The organism is Colwellia sp. F1, from assembly GCF_056238625.1.
This window is the reverse complement of the sequence record NZ_JBWDLI010000001.1, coordinates 156,672-174,407: the sequence shown is the minus strand read 5'-3', so window position 1 is coordinate 174,407 and position 17,736 is coordinate 156,672. Positions and strand designations below refer to the sequence as shown.

The window sequence follows — 17,736 nt, the reverse complement described above, 5'->3', positions numbered from 1 at the left end:
AATAGTTAAGCTTTAGGTGCATTTCCTCGTAATGCGTTTGCTATTAATGAGATAACTAATAACACAACAAAAATAAAAAAGATGATTTTTGCAATGCCTGCTGCTGCGCCTGCTATACCACCAAAGCCAAAAATTGCAGCTATAATTGCGATAACTAAAAAAGTGAGTGCCCAACTTAACATAAAACTTCTCCTTTACTTTATTATTACTTACCTTTAATTAAGCGAGAGGTATGCCAACTTTCTAACTCATTGTTTTATTTTGTTTTTGTTGTACAGTTAGTCGCTATAAAAAACCTAAACGGGTAAATTTTACAAGCCATTATGTAGAAGTTACCAGCCGAACTAATCTGCTCTTGGTTTACTAAAGCGATTAAGCGTTAGCGCTTAAAGGATTAGCCCCTAGATTTGAAGGTGTATCAGTATCTTCTAACAAAAACATTAAGATCTTTTCGGTACAGGGTTATCGAAGAACAGTTTTTGTAGCATGGTTAAGTTAACAGGTTTGAGTAGGGCGTTTTTTACCCCTAACTGCGTTAATTGTGCTTGGGTTATATCGTGCCCGCTCACAATAGTAATAGCAGCACTAGGCACTGTTTGCTTAAGCTTTGCTATCATCTCTAGGCCGTTAGCGTCAGGTAAATTAATATCAACCAAAATATGCTGCCAATTGTTGTCAGTTTTAATGGTGTTATGTGCTTGTGTGGCTGTATTGACTATTTCAACTTGTTTACCAATTTTGTTCAGTAATAAGGCGGTTATCTCTGCAGTGTCAATATCATCTTCTATTAGCAGTACCCGTTGGTTTGTATTGCTATTGTTAGTCTTTTGTATAAATGTGTCTGTGTGAAGCTGGGTAGTGTTAGTGCATTTTGGCTGTTGGGTTAACTGCTGCACTATTTTTTTGTAAAGTTCGTTTTTATCAATAGGTTTGGCAACTACGTCATTAAAGCCTAAGTCATTCAGTTCTTTTCGTACTCCTTTCATTGCTGCGGCTGTGATGGCCAGTATTGGCGTATGAATATTCATTGCTCTTAATTGTGATATTGCTTTTTTGCCATCTAAAACAGGCATATGAATATCCATTAATACTAGGTCGTAAGGCTTGTCAGATTGGTATGCAGAAACTATTTGGCTAATGGCTTGTTTGCCATTGTTAGCATAACTTACACTCAGGCCGAATGTGCGGCATGTATAGCCAATTAATCGCCGAATATCGTTAATATCGTCTACAATAAGCACCTTGGCAGAGAGTTGATTGACAGTTTCTGTGGTGGTGGGAGAATTACTGTGTTTGAAGCTAAAGTGTTCTTTGTTGGTGTCAGTTATTTTTCCTGGGTCAATAACAATAACAAATTTGCTACCAATATCAACGGTTGACTCTACTGAAATTCTACCACCCATGTGTTTTAATAATTCACTACATATTGATAAACCAAGGCCTGTACCTGCTTCATTACGTGAAACAATGTCTTGAACTTGTTCAAAAGGTTTAAAAATAGTCGTTAACAACTCATTTGGAATACCAACGCCAGTATCTGTAATTGAAAAATATAAACCGTATAGCTCAGGTGATTCATCTAACCAAATGTCTATAGTTACAGCGCCATGCTGGGTAAACTTAATTGCGTTATGAATAATGTTAATGAGTACTTGGCGTAATCTAAGTGAGTCGGCAAAAATGTTAATAGGCAGTGCTGATTTAGCGGTTAAGTGTAAACCTAAGCCTTTGTCTGCGGCGGTTACCGACATTAGGGTGTATACGTCTACGATAAAACTTTCAAGCGGGATACTGGTGTAATTTAATTCAAACTTTCCGGCGGCTATTTTAGACAAGTCAAGCACGTTATTCAGTAAACCTAATAAATGGTTGCCGTTCGCTAATATTGTCGTTAATTGTGGTTGTATTGCTTTGTTATTGTCATCACTTAGTAATAATTCTGTGTAACCCAATATGGACGTCAGTGGAGTGCGTAACTCATGGCTTAAATGGGCTAAAAATTTATCTTTAGAGCGGCTTTTAGTTTCCGCTTTTATTCGTTCAAGGCGTTCATCTTCAATGTCTTTTCTGGCAATAGCATAACGAATTGCGCGGTTAAACCTTGCGCTGTTAAGTTCAGACTTTACTAAGTAGTCAACAGCACCTGCATCTAGTGCACTATTGTCTAACTCAGTGTCTGTTTGCCCTGTTAACATAATAATAGGGACGGTGCAGCCTTCAGTGCTGGTTTGCTTTAGCACTGACAAGCCGTTTTGCCCGCCTAATTGATAATCAAGCAAGCAAATATCATGATAATTTTCTTTTAGTAGCGCTAGCGCCTGTTGTGGGTTGTCAACCCAGTCAATATCAAAATGGTGGTTTGGCATTTGTTGGAGGTGATCACAGGTGAGAATGTAATCATCTTCATCATCTTCTACTAATAAAATTCGTTTTGTTAGCGTAGCCATAGCTTACGTTACCTAAATTAACTAAGGGTTATTGACAACTTATGCTTTTTCATGGTGTGGCGGAAGCTCGACAAACTCTACCCAATATTTACCTAGCGCTTTCATTAAGTCTACTAAGCCTTCAAAATTAACCGGTTTAGTAATGTAAGAGGCTGCGCCAAGATCATACCCTTTTATCATGTCTTCTTCTTGCTTTGATGTGGTTAAAATAACAACGGGTATGCTTTTAAGTTCAGGGTTTGCCTTAATTGTTTTCAACGCTTCACGGCCATCCATGCGTGGCATATTGAGATCAAGCAAGATAAGCCCTGGCCGTGGCGCACTTTGTTTGTCTTGAAACTTACCTTGGTGAGTTAAATATTCAAGTAACTCAACACCGTCTTCTACAAAGTGAAGTTCATTTATTACACGGCTTTCAAATAACGCATCTTTGGCAAGTAGGCGGTCATCTTCATCGTCATCGGCCATTAATATTACAATAGGTGTACTTTTTTTCATGGGTAAATCCTTTATTGGTGCGCTACTGGTTTTAATGAACTTGAATTTACTGACGCCTTAGTTATTAATGTAAATTCAAGTTGAGCTATACTTCTGCCATCGGGGCAGTATATTCATCAGGTAGACGAATAGTAAATACGCTGCCTTGTTCAAGCTGACTGTTTACGGTAATTGTACCCCCATGGCGCTCTACAATACGGCGACAGACAGCTAAACCAATACCGGTGCCTTTGTATGCTGTTCTGGCGTGTAGTCGCTGAAAGGGAATAAATATTTTGTTGGCAAATGCTTGTTCAAAGCCAATGCCATTGTCGCTCACTGTAATAACATGCCATATTACCTCCTTGTTTAAGTTAGGCTCAGCTACAGACTCAAGACTGTGGTTAATAATAATGTTTGGCGTGACAGTTGTTTTTCTAAATTTAATTGCATTACTGAGTAGGTTTAAAAAAAGTTGGTTAAGTTGCGATATATCGCCGTGAATGTCTGGCAGGTTTTGATACTTAATAACCGCTGAGCTTTCTTCAATTGCCACTGATAAATCATCAATTACGTCAGTAATTATTTGTGTAAGCGATACACTAACAAATTCTTTTCCGCGAGTATTAATACGAGAATACTCTAATAAATCACTGATTAAGTTAGACATACGTTCAGCCGCATTGCGCATACGCTCAATAAAGTCTAACCCTCGCTCGTCTAATACGTCGGTATAACTGGTGGATAATCTATCGCCAAAAGCTCTTATTTTACGCAAGGGCTCTTGTAGATCATGCGACGCGACAAAGGCAAAGTCTTCTAATTCTTGGTTACTACGGGCTAACTCTTCCGCATATAGGGTTAACTCATTGGTGCGTATCTTTACTTTTTCGGCTAACTCTTCATTTTTAGTTTCAAGCGACTGCAGATAAAACGCTTCAGCTTTAGTATTAAAACGCACCAAGACGCCAATACCTACAAGTAATAAAAAACTGGTGATCGCAGAAATACTAAAAGTTAACTTGGCTTCTTTTTTTATTAACTCGAGCTTTTTATATAATTGGTTTCTATAGGCTACTTCGGGTTGTTTAATATCATCAAACAGAACAACCATTTGTTTATATAAACTTCTACCACGGCCATTCATCATAATAGTGAGGGCGCGCTCTTCTTTATTGTTTAAAGCAAGGTCAACGGTTGCGCTGAGCTCGAGTATTTTCATTTCCACTAAATTAGTCAAGGCAGCTATGTTACTTGCTTGATTGTCTATGTCAGAATTGAGCGATTGCACTAGTTTTATTTGTTCAATTACTTGCCCAATCGCACTTTGATAGGGCTGTAGGTAGTCTTCTTCTTCGGTTAGCAAGTAGCCCCGCTGTCCGGTTTCTGCCGCTAACACTAGGTTATGCAGCTTGTCTAAACTAAGAATGATTTCACCCGTGTTGGTGATATTTTTTTGTGTGATGGCTAAGTCATCAATGGTTTTTATTGCCAGAATCACATTAATAACAATGACACCAATCACAATGAAGTAAATTAGGCTCCACGAGACTTTTTTATTTTCTAATAATTTTTCTATCGCGAACATGACAAATAATTTACCTTAACTAACGAAATTTTAGTAGATTTTATTGGCCATTAGCCTAAACGGAGTCTTTAGCCTTTTTTGCTATGTTTTCTAAGGTTTGACTACAGGCTTGGCATGACGTAATTATTTTATTTGCCGCTTCACTGGCTTTTTCAAGCGGCATATTATTTTCTAGCACTAATTTAATCATCTCTGCCTGCATAGAAATGCGATTTAATGGGCCTCGGGCGTCATGAATAAGTTGGTCAAAACTTGCTTGCTCTGCTACTTGTTTAGGTAAGTTGCTACTGGGTTTGTTAGTCATTGTTTACCTCTCATTGTTTTTTCGTGTCATGGCTATTCTTCTTCAAATTCGCCGTAAGCATGCAAACGGTTATATAAGGTTTTTATGCTAATACCTAACATTTTTGCGGCAAGCGATTTATTACCCTCTACATCGTTGAGAGTTACTTTGATCAATTCTCGCTCTACATCTTCAATGGTTTGACCGGCACTAACTTGATGTTGTTTTTCTGAGGTAGCGGAAAACGGTGAACGAAAATCTTTTGGTAAAACCAAATTATCCCCGTCAGGATCAGACATGATAAAGGCACGGTGAATAGCATGTCGCATTTCTCTAATATTACCTGGCCAGTCGTAGTCGGTTAGGCGTTGTATTTGCTCAGCACTCCACTGGTAATGGCGGTGATACTCTTCATTTAGCTCTGCAAGGAAAGCAGCAGCAAGTAGGGGAATGTCTGCTTTTCTTTTCCGTAACGGTGGAATTTCAATGGGAAATACAGCAAGCCTAAAGTAAATATCTTCTCTTAGTACTTTGCTTTGCGCTATTTCTTCAATTGACCGGTTAGTCGCAGAAATAACGCGGCAGTTTACAGAAATTTCGTTTGTTCCGCCTAGAGGCGTTACTCGGTTACTTTCGAGCACGCGTAAAAGATTGGGCTGTGTTTCTATGGGCATTTCAGTTATTTCATCTAAAAATAATGTGCCATTATTCGCCCGTAAGAATACCCCATCTTTCTTAGCAATTGCCCCAGTAAAAGCGCCTTTTTCATGGCCAAACAGTTCGCTAGCAATTAAATCTTTTGCTAAAGCACCGCAGTTAACCGCAACGAAGTTAGTTACCTTGTCATTGTCATGATTTGCATGCGTTGCGTTATGAATAGCTTGTGCTACTAGCTCTTTACCTACGCCACTTTCTCCTAATAACATAACATTTGCTTGGGTAAGGGCGATACGAGAAATCATGGTATAGAGTTCTTGCATAGCTTCAGATTCACCAATAAGGTAGTCAAAGTGTTTATTAGGTGACTGCTTGCTTGAGGTATAAACAGACCTTGGTGTTGATTGTCGCGCTAATGCTTGCTCTAAATCTTCACGCTGTAAGGGTTTGGCAATATAGTTAACTTTCGGCCCACAAAGTCCAGCAAGCAAACCTTTCACTAAAGGGTGGCCGGTAATTAGCGTAATATAAGGAGTGTTGCTGTATTGCTTTATGTGATCAATTAAATGTAAACCACTGCCGTCTGGTAACATAAAGTCTAAGAAAATATGATCAAAGGTATTATTTTCTAACCAGTCATAGGCTTCTTGCAATCCGCTAGCGGTGCATACATCATGGCCTAAAAACTCGATAATGTTACAAGCGACTTCACTAAATTCTTGGTCATCGTCGACTAATAATATATTAATAATTAACCCCTTAAGGTGCTTTAATGCTAACTAAGGCTATTTACTAGCTTGGTTACCGTAATGTTAACCGTTTGCACCAAGGTCATAAAGGTGTTTTTGAAAAACAACCAGATTAATGTTAAATGACTTTGATTTTGCCCTTAAAGGTTATCATTAATGGTAAATAGGTGATAATGAATAGGGCGGTGCAGCGCGCTTGGTGACTGTCAGTTAAAATGGCAGTGCTTTGGCTGCCTTTTTTTTAGCTTGTTCATCGCGTCTGTCATAATTTTTGGTTGTTTCAACCGATGAGTGGCCCATTAAGTCTTGTACTAAAAATACGTCTTCACCATTTTCTAACAACTTAGTGGCGAATGTTCTGCGTAAATCGTGGGGTGTTAGGCGCTGTAAACCGGCTTCTTTATAGCGACGAACAACAACATCATAAATTGTTTGTCCAGAAATGGGTTCATTGATTAATCGGTTACCTTTTCTAGCTCTTAAAAACAACGGTCCTGGGGCTGTTCCTCGCTCGTCCAACCAGGTATCAATAATTTCTAAATTTCGATCATGCAGGGCATTTATGCGCTCTTTATTGCCTTTTCCCATTACCTTGATTGAACCATCTTTACTATTTAAATCAGACAACATTAGACTTGCTGCTTCATGTCGTCGCAAGCCAGCCCCATAAACTAAAGCAATAACAGCGGCATCGCGCATGGCAATTACGCCTTCTTGCGCCATGCAATGATCAATGAGAACATTCAGCTCGTCTAGTTCTAAAGCCCGGCCTTTAATACTACGACTTCCTTTAAATCGTTTTATTTCTTTAATGTGCTGATAATTTTCAACCGACAATAATTTTTTACGCCAAGCCTCTTTTGCCACACCTTTAAGTGCCGAGAGATAGACATTAATAGTGGCAGGGGACTTTCCTTCATTAGATAAGTCTGACAGTAACATTAAAATTTTTTCATAATTGAGTTGTGACCAATCGTAATCCTGATGCCGATCTAGCTTAGCAAACCTAAACGCAATTATATTTAACAGTGATTGTATCGTGACTCGACTTTGCTTAGATTGCAAAGAAAGTAAATAAATCTCTGAAGGGGTTTGGGTACTAAAAAGTTTATGAGGCATAAACACTCCTAACATAATGTTAATGAATAACGGTGGCTCTCGTAATATGAAGTGATTAAATCACGCCACAACACAGACAACTGTATATAATGACAGTTAAGTATAATATGATGGGATATGATATAAAAGTAATTCTAACTATTTCAGAGACATATATTAACAGAAGGTTTTAAATGGAGTAAAAGTAAGTCGGGCGTAGAAAAATATTGCAGTGAATAAAAAATTAAACAACAGATTTTAACTTTATCTCATAGAAAGGTAAGAAGGTAAGGTAAAAGGCCTCAAGTTTTTACTGTTAAGTGCATTTAAGCGCTATATATGATGAATGTGCGAATGGTATTGTATGTACGCGATGTTGTTGTCATCCTGTTGAGTAAAATACTTAGACAGGGCGCTACTGTTAAAAATAATAAAATCTGCTACAGCAACAATTGAATATATTAATTGAAAACATTGCACTATGGCATTAGTTGCTAAAAACTTTTCATACCCCATTGTTATTCTAAAGCGGTTACTTGGCATCAATAGTTTTATGAAAACAAAAATGGATTTGTTATAAGTTATTGATTATATGGATTTAATTATAATAAATATAACTTATTAAAATATGTAATTTAAAAGGTAATATATATGAATTATGCTATGCGTGTATAACCATTTTTTAATAGTTTACTACTTTTATCTTTTGTATGTAACGACTAACTGGCTAAATAAGCTGAAATATAACTTACAACCTTATCTCAATAAATAAGTATCTGCTTGTAAAATATATTTTTTTTGTGGTTTTAATATAGTTTTAGTCATATATTATCGTGATAAAATCGCAGTTATATAGGAACCCCAAGATGGTTAGAGGAAAATTAATAAGCTGGAAAGATGATAAAGGGTTCGGCTTCATTAAATCAGATGAACTTGCACAAGATACCTTTGTGCATATATCAGCTTTAAAAACCATGAGTAGAAAACCTAAAATGGGCGATTTCATCTATTTTGAAGTAGCAAAAGACGCTAATGGTAAAACCAAGGCAATAAATTGTCGTATTGAAGGTGTTGCGGCCAAATCGACGCTAAAGCATAAACCGGGTATTAAAAAAGTTACGACAAATTCAGCTAGACCCAAACATAAAATTGTTTCAGTACTTATCGTTGTAGCAATTGTGGCGTTTGCATTTCAACGACTAGGCTTAGTATCTAGCTCAAATACCTCTACACCAAAACCAACGAGTTTATCAGAGCAAAGCCATACATCATTAGAAGGCACATTTTCTGATGATCAAGCTCAATTTTCTTGTGATGGTAGACAACATTGTAGCCAAATGTCATCACGTGCTGAAGCGGTATATTTTATTAATCATTGTCCTAATACCAAAATGGATGGCGATAATGATGGTATACCATGTGAAAATGATTCAAGGTTTTAGTATTTACGTTTGATGGTATTTAGCTGTAGTCGCTGAGCAAGTTGCTTGGAAATATTAATCATGCTAAATGATAGGGTTTAACAATAAAGTATCTAGAACCTGCATTTATATTTGTAAAGGTAATAGCTACACGAGAGTTTCACCTGTTTGTTGATATTAATTCAGTAGTTAAGTCCGATACTCTTTAGTACTGGACTTAGTGTTTGCACTAACGATAACCCTCAAAATGCAGTTCTCGTCAGGTTTATCACGCGCATCGCAATGTGTTTTAAATGCCGCTACGTGAAATGTGAATGACTTAATGGGAAAATTACTCGTTAATATTTTATATGGTTACATTGAGTCATATAAATATTATTCATCTGCTTGAGTGAATACTAATTATGCTTTCTTTGACTTCGAAATTGTTTTGGTGTCATGCCAACGTATTTATTAAGGGTTTTAGTGAATGCACGCTCTGATTCATAGCCCACAGATAATGCAATATCATCAATAAAAAATGACGTAGTAGCAATCATCTCCTTAGACTTTTGAATGCGTAAGTTGAAATTACCATCATTAACACCGTTAAACCGTATCCTTGGTATTGTGGGGAGTGTCGGTGCCATTGCAACTTTTGCCATAACGTCAAGTTTATTGTTAACAGCACCTGTTTGGGAAGCATCTTTAGGTGGGTTTCCAGCACTCAATGTAGTCCCTGGGCAGTTTTTAGTGAAAGATTTAGTTTTATTAGCGGCATCTGTTTGGTTACTCGGTAAAGCATTGAATATGAAAACTAAGTGATTGTTTACTACTAAAATTTGCTGCCAACCAAGATAACAGTTTTTGTAAAAGCCAGCGACTAAGTGCTGGCTTTTTGGTAATCTGTTTTGTCTTGATCTGAATTAAATTGACACTTTCATCATTAAATACCCAATACCAAATACCAACCTTAAGATATCTAAGGCATAAATAGTCATCAGCGGGCTATACTTCTTGATAAACTCTCATCACTTCTTCTGCAATAATTTGAATGCCCTGCTTTACTTGCTGTTCAGGTTGTACATAAGATACACGTAAACATTCATGTTTATGTGCCCATTCATCCTCAATACCAACAAAAAAATCTTCGCCTGGTACCACTAAAACACCACGTATCTTGAGACGTTGGTATAATTCATGACTGGTTATTGGTAAGTCTTTAAACCATAACCAAAGAAAAATTGCACCTTCAGGCTTATGTATTCGATACGGCAACGTTTTAAGATACTGATAACAACACTGCACAGCAAAGTTTGCTTTTTGTAGATAAAAAGGTTTTATATACTCATCTGTTATAGAAGTGATTTCCCCTGTTTTAAATAGTTCTTTTGCTAATGCTGGCCCTAATGAGCCACAAGATAAATTTACTATGGTATTGACCTTGGTGTAGTGTTCAATAACCGCTTCATTAGCCACAACAATGCCGGTACGCAAGCCGGGTAATCCTAGCTTTGAAAGGCTTAAGGTTAAAATCGTATTCGGGTTCCAATGAGGGGTCGCTTCGGTGAAGATAATGCTGGGAAAAGGTAAGCCATAGGCGCCATCAATAATCAGAGGGATATTTTTTTCTTTTGCCAACGCATCTAAATGATTAATTTCATCATCAGTAAGAACATTACCTGTTGGATTAGCAGGGCGAGAAACACAAATTGCTGCCGTTGTATCAGACAGTGCAAGTGTTGAGAAGTCAACATGGTATTTAAATAAATTATCATCTAATAACTCTATTGTTGGCCGGGTTGCCGTGAAAAACTTGTCACTAACACCGATATCTTTATAGCCAATATATTCTGGAGATAAAGGCAAGTGGATAGTATGCTCTTCACCGTTAGGCATTAGCCCAGCCAACATATTGGCTAAGATAAAAAATGCGGGTTGGCTACCATTAGAAATAGCAATATTATTGTGATTAAGTTGCCAGCCAAATTGCTTATTTAAAAAATTAGCCACTTCAATGCGAAAGGCTTTGTCCCCTTGAGGTGCTTGATAAACTCCTAATATGCTTTGCCTTTTTATTGGGTCAGCGAGCAGCAATGTTAGTTTTTGTTGAAAAATATTTTCAACATCTGCCAGTTGACCCGGATTCCCTCCTCCCATAAAAATCATATTAGGGTTTTCGTCAAGTGCATTGCCTATATCATCCATTAACCCGACAATACCAGATTTTTGGCTGAATTTTTGCCCAAAGTTTGAGAGTTTCACAAAAGTGTCCTATAAATAACAAGAGAACAGCTACTTTGAAAAGTAGCTGATGATAATAAACGAAAGTTTAGTGTAGTATTTTATCAGAAATCAGATCAAATTGAGTCGGCCACTATCATATTGGGCTGCTCTTAGAAGAATAACGACATTGGTTTAATCAACTTTTCGGGTTTTACCACTTTGCGCTCTTTTCTTATTTTCTGACTGAACATAAACTGTATCAGTGGTGGCCATACTGGCGTGGCCTAAATCTTCTGATAGATCTTTTAACGCACGGCCACGCTCTATTTCCATACTTGCCCCCGTGTGTCTAAGCCAATGTGTTGTTGCTTCTTTGAGTTTAATAGCGCTGTTTTCACCTTCTGCTTGCTTCATGCGGGTAAATGCTTGATCAAATGTTTGCTGCACTAAGCGTCTTAAATGTCGAGCAGTCATGCCGCCCTGACCTCGTACTTTTTCCACAAGTACGTTATTTTCACCTCGGCTGGGTAAGCCAGATAAACCACGATATACACGATAACGTTTTAAAAAGGGAAGAAAGTCAGGTGGTACTGTTGTATCACGAAGTTTTCTGCCTTTACCAAAAATTTTTAGCCACCAGTTTTCATCTTCATCTTGCCAAAAATGTCCCATGACGGGAGACCAGTTTTCGCGCTCAGATAATTCAGATATTCTTAAAAAGAGCGTTTTTAGTGCAGCAACCACGAATAGGTTACGTTCAAAAATGGGATCTTCATTGGCCATAGCAACAGCTGTATCTAATACGTATTGCCATTGTATGCTTGACAGCCGCTTTACTTCTTTGACTTGGGTGTCATTAATAAAGTATTTACAATCTTTCTTGGCTATCTGCGCAGGGTTACCATAGCAAAACTCCTCACCCATTAAATAGTGATAAAATACAATAATAGCGGTAAAGGTAGAGGTTAACGTTTGTTGTGATGGACGATATTTCTTTTTATCAATATCTTTCATCAGCTGACTTTTTGGCACTTGTATTTTAAAAGGTCGCCATGACTCATTCACTATGAAGTAACTATTGGTAAGTTTAAAACGCTCTTGGTTACTGGTACCAATCCAGTTTACTGATGGCTGCCAACAGAAATCTGCATACGCTAAAATATCGGCTTTGCGTAATTCGTCTACAGGGATTTTTTTTTCTAAAAACACCCATAAAAGAAATTTTTCAATTTCATTTCTAAACCTATCATAGGTATGAGCAGATTTATTTCTACCAGTATACTCTAGGAAGTCTCGCCCCCACTGCCAATGGGTGGCACACCATTTAGGTAGCGAGGTAATAAAATTATTTAGTTGAGGGTAATCTTCAAACGTTAATTCACATAGCGCTATATGGGTGGGGTATAAGGGGACAGGGACTGTTTTAGACATAAGTAATAGTTAAAATCGCGTTTTGTTAATCGCTCTCATTCTAATTACCCTCATCTGTTAAGTCCAATACTAATAGTTAGTGATATTAACAAAATAGAGAGGCATTTACATATAAAATGATTAAACCATGTGTAATGGCTATACTATACCGCTTCAAGGTTGAGATCTTGACACCATTGACTAGCTTTTAAGAATTCAGTTTGCACAAATGCTTTCTCGAGTGCGTATTGCGCTAATACCTGATCTAAGTTTTCATCTGCCGTTAACTTTTCGTGGCCTAATATATAACTGGTGGTTAAATCCAGTAATTGTCCTAATAAGCCAGTACGCGCTACTAAAGCTGTTTTAATCGGTGCTGCTAACGGCATTGTTTTCACAATTTCTGAAATGGGCATGGACAACATTACTTCAATTGCACTAAGTAAGCCGGTAATAAAGGCAAATTCATTAACTGATTTGAATGCCCCTTGTTCGCTTAACGAAAACATCATTTTTCCGGTAATTAAAGCTTGTTTACATATTTCATTAGTAGTATCAGAGGTAAGATTAGATAGCGCTAAAATAGAAACAAATTGTCTGAGTTTTTCTTCACCTAAATAGGCAGCAGCTTGCTTAAGTGAGGTTATTTCAACACGCGTACTAATGGCAACATTGTTCACCATTTTCAATAAGCCCACGGTTAAGTTCACATCATGGCTAATAATTTCAGCAACATTTTCATAGTTAAGCGGGGAATTAAATGTTTCGCTTAATAAATGTAGCATTTGGGTTTTTATTGGGGCAAGTGTTTGTCCTTCAATAATTTCAGGTTTATGGTAAAAATAACCTTGAAAATAATCAAAGCCTACTTCAGCTAACGTTTGTTGTTGGTTTCTTGTTTCAACTTTTTCAGCTGTTATGGCAATATTAAAATGCCTCATTCGGGTGACTGCAGCCAATAAACGTTTTGGGTTTATCTTTTCAATGTCAATTTTAACAATATCAATATAGGGGAATAATATATCCCAATGTGGTGCTAGATCATATTGAGTTAGGGCTACCATGTAGCCTTCTTCATTATAAAACTTTATTATCTGTAACAGTTTTTTGGTGGGTTTTTCATGACCAACAAGTTCAATAACAATAGTATCTTTATCAAACATGAGAGGAAACTTATGAATTAAACAGTTTTCAGTAAAGTTTATAAAAGCCAACTTACCCATACTGAGTGTTTTAATATCGCCATGGATATGGTTTTGAATGATAAGTTTTGAACTAGCAATATCTTGAGCTATTTCTGGAAACTTATTTTCAGGGCTATCTCTGAACAAAAGTTCATAGCCAATAGCTTCAAAGCTGTCATTAAAAATTGCTTGCCTAGCGATATAAGTATTTTTCATTGCAGTGTAGTTGAATAGTTGAAATTAACTTTGTCTTTATTATAGCCCAGATTAACACTACTATACGAAATTACTAGTACAAAACAACAAACTAGTATTTTCAAGTTTACCTATTGATAACATAAGGCAGTAAAACCGTTCTTTTTCCATCTGTTATTTCTGTTTGCTTTAGCTTCAGCAGTTCGCTCATAAATGGAAAGACATGAATATTCTCAAATGGCGGAATATATTTATTTTTTATGATATTAGGCCCTGATGCAATAAATATCCCTGTTAAGTCTTTGTTATTTAATGGATCGTAACCGTGCGTACCTTGGTTTTTATTGATGCTTATTGTAGCCTTAGCAGCATAGTTTTTGTTGACAAAAATAGCTGGAGGTAGTGCTTCAATAATGGCATCGGGTACTAACGTACTATCTTTGTTAAGTTGCCAGTGTTCAGGGTAATTACCTTTAGTGTACAAATGAAAAAGTTTGTTTTTTTGTTGACTGTCCTTAATACGCTTTATCACTTTTAGCTGTTCAGCTCTCGCCTGCTTTGCTGTAGGCTCGGCAAAATAAAGAAACAATTGCGTATCATTTTGAGCAATAATGATAGCATTGTCGTTAATAAGTTGTTGGGTCAAGGGATCAAAAACCATTGACGGTTTTATCACTTGCTGACTATCGATCTCTACCATACCGTGATCAGACACCAAGATCAGGTTAACCTCTTGTGCCACCTCTTCAGCTAACCGGTTAACAAATTCTCCAATTAATTGATCAATTTCAGCTACTGCTTGTCTTACTTCTTGTGCATTAGGACCAAACCTGTGTCCTGCTGTGTCAACAGTTGAGAAATAACTCGCAATAAAGTGTGGGCGTTTGTTAGTTGGGAGCTGTAACCATTTTATTATTTGCTCTACTCTTGCTTCGTTTGAGTCTTTGGTATTAAACGGAATATTGTAGGTGGGCGTTTTGCTTTGTACTTCAGATTCAGGCCAAAAATATACCGCTGTCTTAATGCCTTGCTGTTTAGCAAAAAACCAAAAAGGGTTGGCTGTTAACCAAGCTGCATTTTTTTTTCCGGCGCCTTTAACATAGTGCATACCTAAGTTAGCATTATAAAAATTATTATTACTTATGCCGTGGTTAATGGGGTAATTACCCGTAATAATGGATAAATGGTTTGGAAAGGTTTTACTTGGGTAAACTGGCAATAGTTGGCCAGTAACACCTGCTTTACCTAAGGCAAGGATATTAGCAGGCTGATATTTTTTAAGGTAATTAAATGAAAAACCATCAATAGATAACAAAACCACAGTGGGCTTAGCGGCTTTGCTGTAGCTAGAAAAAGAAATTAGCAAAGCGAATAAACAAGTAAGTAAACGCATTTAATAGCCCTTAAGCCCCTGCAGCAATGTTTATTTAACAACAAATTGCTATGTGATAACCAATAAAATTATTAACGTAAACGTTAAAATAATGCTTTAATATTTGCTAAATCTGCCTTGCCATTAATGATTTCGTCTGGCGATAAACCCGATAATTCATGTGGGAAAACTAACCACTGTGTTGATTCATGTATGTAGTAGTCTGGTGTGATATCAACTTGTTTATTGCTGGGCTTATACCAAGGACAGGCAATTCTAACATCGTTAGGAAAGTTATTCCTCATGGTTAATTTAAGTTGTGCAATCAGCGCTTTAATACTGCGGCCCGAGTCAAAAACATCATCAACAATTAATAAGCTATCATCAGAGTTCGTATTTTCAATAATATAGTGTAAACCATGTACATTAATTTCTTTACTTTGCTGGTTAATACCATAATAAGATGAGGTACGTACAGCAATATGGTCTGTTTCTACTTTTTTATAATCAAAGTATTCTTGTACGGCAATACCAATAGGTGCGCCTCCACGCCAAATACCTACAATGAATTGTGGCCTAAACCCATCCTCATAGACTTTCGCGGCTAATCGAAAAGAGTCTTCGAGTAACTCTTGTGCTGTGATGTATTTTTTTTCCATTAACTTCTCGCTAAGTGAGTACTTTTTTATACAGACGGTTAGTATAACGCGATTATTTTATTTTTTAAAATCTTGTCTAAAGGGTCAAGTTAATAAAACCGAGTCAGTCTTGCCTTTAGCATAAGTATTATTTGTTACAAGGAAATGATAAAAGTACTGCTATTTTAATGAATATGACCACTCACCTTGCACCTTGACCAAACCGATAAATAAGACGACCAGTAATACCACCTTCAGAAGTTTTTGTATTACTACTGTAATACTGCCGCCAATCAAGCTGAGCAGCAAGTTTATTGGTTATTTTATAGTGCAACCCTGCCCCTAAATTTATTTGAAATATTTTTGAGTCTTCATCTTTATCCCAAAGCATTTCACCAAAACCTGCGGTAATAAAAGGTCGTAAACGCCTGTGACCATTTAGGTAATACTGACCATCAACACTATAAGTTTCATACGTTTTTTCGCTGATGCCAGATAATAAATATTTAGGTTTTAATTGTGCTTTTGCATAAGAAAGACGGGCAGAGAATTGGTTAGGGAAATATAAACCTAAGGAGTATTCTTTTATTTGGTTGTCTTTTAACTGCCAATGATCATCAAGTAATACTTTACCTTGGCCATAAGATATTCCTACAATACCACTATCAATAGGGTCTTTAACTTTGACACGAGTGTGTTTTCTCGTTGTGCTATAATTTCCACCATCGCCCAGTGCTAAAGAAATATTTAACTGAATTTGACTTTCACTGGTACCATCAGCGCCAAGTGGGACTTCTTTTATGCCGATATAAGTTGTACCGGCTTTAATTACTTCTTTATTAAAAAGAGTATTTATACCAACACTTAAGCTATCAACCGGATCAAGCAATATTAGTGCTGTACTACCTAATAATGAAGAGCCTAATACTTCATTATTATTCGCTCTAATATTCATTTCAGTTGTAAAAGCCCACTCGCCGTAAGCCCAACCTAACACTGGCGTAACAACAATATCTTGAATAGACGGTGTTTCTGCGAACGCTTCAATTCCGTACTCCCAATAAAAAGTAGACATTAAGGCTGAATAGACAAAAGAATCCCATTGGCGGTAACCTGACTTACGGGCAACTTGATAGTAAGCTCCGCCAAAGTAAGGGTGACCAATAAAGTTTAAAGTACCACTATCGCGATCCCATACTGGGCCGTCTTTAACATTATCTGACCATTTGCTAACATTTATAATGCCTTGTTCTTTATCCCAGCTGGAAATTTTCTCCGGTAATAAGGATATAAAACCAATTACACCAAAGCCATAAGCAAAAATAGATTTGGTTTGTGACCATAGACGTTTTTTATCTTCATCGTTAACGGCAGAGAACAAAGCTACTTGATAAGGCGAGTGATAGTATTCTTGATTAACTTGGCGGTTTTCCCAACGACTATTTGGGTATTTTTCTAAAGGGATTACGCTGATGTCAGCTTCCGTAATCGCCGGCTTAAAATAAGGGGCTTGATTTACTTGAGTTGCTATTTCTTTAGCCGAAATAGAGAAAGGCCTGAAAAGGAAGAAAACACTAAATAAAAAAACAAAAAAGATAAACCTTTTACGTAAGGTGTTACTTCCTATCTCCTTTAGCATTTTACTCTTCACTATAAAAATATAAACTATTGTTTTTTCGTTTAAACTAAAAAAACCGCTTTAAGCGGTTTTTTATAAATTGCTATGTATTGATAACAAGCACTGTTTATAGACAAGCAAGTATAAGAAAAAACAGTGCTTTAAAATGTGGCGGTGAGATAGAGATTGAACTCTAGCTCGGGGGTTATGCGCTACAAACCCTTGCCTGTTACTTTTCAGTAACAAGCACCATATATATCAAGATATAACAGTGCTTTAAAATGTGGCGGTGAGATAGAGATTGAACTCTAGCTCGGGGGTTATGCGCTACAAACCCTTGCCTGTTACTTTTCAGTAACAAGCACCATATATATCAAGATATAACAGTGCTTTA

At 36.9% G+C, this 17,736-nt stretch carries 16 protein-coding genes; 2 read left to right on the top strand and 14 right to left on the bottom strand.

What is annotated here, in order from left to right; genetic code table 11:
* Nucleotides 1-5: 5 nt before the first annotated feature.
* The 7 genes from AC0UA9_RS00840 to AC0UA9_RS00810 form a co-directional block, all read right to left on the bottom strand.
* A complete protein-coding gene (locus tag AC0UA9_RS00840; protein WP_475655806.1) occupies nt 6-182 on the bottom strand; it encodes a DUF1328 family protein in 177 nt (58 codons plus the stop codon).
* 258 nt (nt 183-440) lie between these two features.
* Nucleotides 441-2,447: a response regulator gene (locus AC0UA9_RS00835; RefSeq protein ID WP_475655805.1), complete on the bottom strand. Its 2,007-nt coding sequence runs from the start codon at nt 2,445-2,447 to the stop codon at nt 441-443.
* 39 nt (nt 2,448-2,486) lie between these two features.
* Nucleotides 2,487-2,945 carry a response regulator gene (locus AC0UA9_RS00830; RefSeq protein WP_475655804.1) on the bottom strand — a complete coding sequence of 153 codons (459 nt, stop codon included), beginning with the start codon at nt 2,943-2,945 and terminating at the stop codon, nt 2,487-2,489.
* Between the two features lie 85 nt (nt 2,946-3,030).
* Nucleotides 3,031-4,512 (bottom strand): sensor histidine kinase, encoded by a 1,482-nt coding sequence (locus AC0UA9_RS00825; protein ID WP_475655803.1) that lies wholly within the window; start codon nt 4,510-4,512, stop codon nt 3,031-3,033.
* Nucleotides 4,513-4,567: 55 nt separating this feature from the next.
* Complete coding sequence (locus AC0UA9_RS00820; protein ID WP_475655802.1) at nt 4,568-4,816, bottom strand: histidine kinase; 249 nt, start codon at nt 4,814-4,816, stop codon at nt 4,568-4,570.
* A 32-nt stretch (nt 4,817-4,848) separates the two neighbouring features.
* Complete coding sequence (locus AC0UA9_RS00815) at nt 4,849-6,204, bottom strand: sigma-54-dependent transcriptional regulator (protein ID WP_475656159.1); 1,356 nt, start codon at nt 6,202-6,204, stop codon at nt 4,849-4,851.
* 207 nt (nt 6,205-6,411) lie between these two features.
* Entirely contained in the window at nt 6,412-7,320 is a 909-nt protein-coding gene (locus AC0UA9_RS00810) for a tyrosine-type recombinase/integrase (RefSeq protein WP_475655801.1), read from the bottom strand.
* Between the two features lie 845 nt (nt 7,321-8,165).
* On the opposite strand from AC0UA9_RS00810, the gene AC0UA9_RS00805 reads away from it, so the two are divergent.
* Nucleotides 8,166-8,741 (top strand): excalibur calcium-binding domain-containing protein, encoded by a 576-nt coding sequence (locus AC0UA9_RS00805; protein ID WP_475655800.1) that lies wholly within the window; start codon nt 8,166-8,168, stop codon nt 8,739-8,741.
* Nucleotides 8,742-9,118: 377 nt separating this feature from the next.
* On the opposite strand, the gene AC0UA9_RS00800 is transcribed toward AC0UA9_RS00805, so the two are convergent.
* A complete protein-coding gene (locus tag AC0UA9_RS00800; RefSeq protein ID WP_475655799.1) occupies nt 9,119-9,259 on the bottom strand; it encodes an AraC family transcriptional regulator in 141 nt (46 codons plus the stop codon).
* 16 nt (nt 9,260-9,275) lie between these two features.
* On the opposite strand from AC0UA9_RS00800, the gene AC0UA9_RS00795 reads away from it, so the two are divergent.
* Entirely contained in the window at nt 9,276-9,524 is a 249-nt protein-coding gene (locus AC0UA9_RS00795) for a DUF417 family protein (protein WP_475655798.1), read from the top strand.
* Between the two features lie 183 nt (nt 9,525-9,707).
* On the opposite strand, the gene AC0UA9_RS00790 is transcribed toward AC0UA9_RS00795, so the two are convergent.
* The 6 genes from AC0UA9_RS00790 to AC0UA9_RS00765 form a co-directional block, all read right to left on the bottom strand.
* On the bottom strand, nt 9,708-10,964 hold the full coding sequence (locus AC0UA9_RS00790) for a valine--pyruvate transaminase (protein ID WP_475655797.1): 1,257 nt from the start codon (nt 10,962-10,964) through the stop codon (nt 9,708-9,710).
* Between the two features lie 153 nt (nt 10,965-11,117).
* Nucleotides 11,118-12,356, bottom strand: a complete 1,239-nt coding sequence (locus AC0UA9_RS00785) for a tyrosine-type recombinase/integrase (RefSeq protein ID WP_475655796.1) — start codon at nt 12,354-12,356, stop codon at nt 11,118-11,120.
* Nucleotides 12,357-12,499: 143 nt separating this feature from the next.
* Entirely contained in the window at nt 12,500-13,735 is a 1,236-nt protein-coding gene (locus AC0UA9_RS00780; RefSeq protein ID WP_475655795.1) for an EAL and HDOD domain-containing protein, read from the bottom strand.
* Nucleotides 13,736-13,841: 106 nt separating this feature from the next.
* The gene (locus AC0UA9_RS00775; protein WP_475655794.1) at nt 13,842-15,107 is read right to left on the bottom strand and encodes an alkaline phosphatase family protein; all 1,266 of its coding nucleotides are present in this window, start codon (nt 15,105-15,107) and stop codon (nt 13,842-13,844) included.
* 83 nt (nt 15,108-15,190) lie between these two features.
* Nucleotides 15,191-15,745, bottom strand: coding sequence for a phosphoribosyltransferase (locus AC0UA9_RS00770; protein ID WP_475655793.1), 555 nt, complete (start codon nt 15,743-15,745; stop codon nt 15,191-15,193).
* A gap of 181 nt (nt 15,746-15,926) precedes the next feature.
* The gene (locus tag AC0UA9_RS00765) at nt 15,927-17,363 is read right to left on the bottom strand and encodes a DUF3943 domain-containing protein (RefSeq protein ID WP_475655792.1); all 1,437 of its coding nucleotides are present in this window, start codon (nt 17,361-17,363) and stop codon (nt 15,927-15,929) included.
* Between the last annotated feature and the right edge of the window lie 373 nt (nt 17,364-17,736).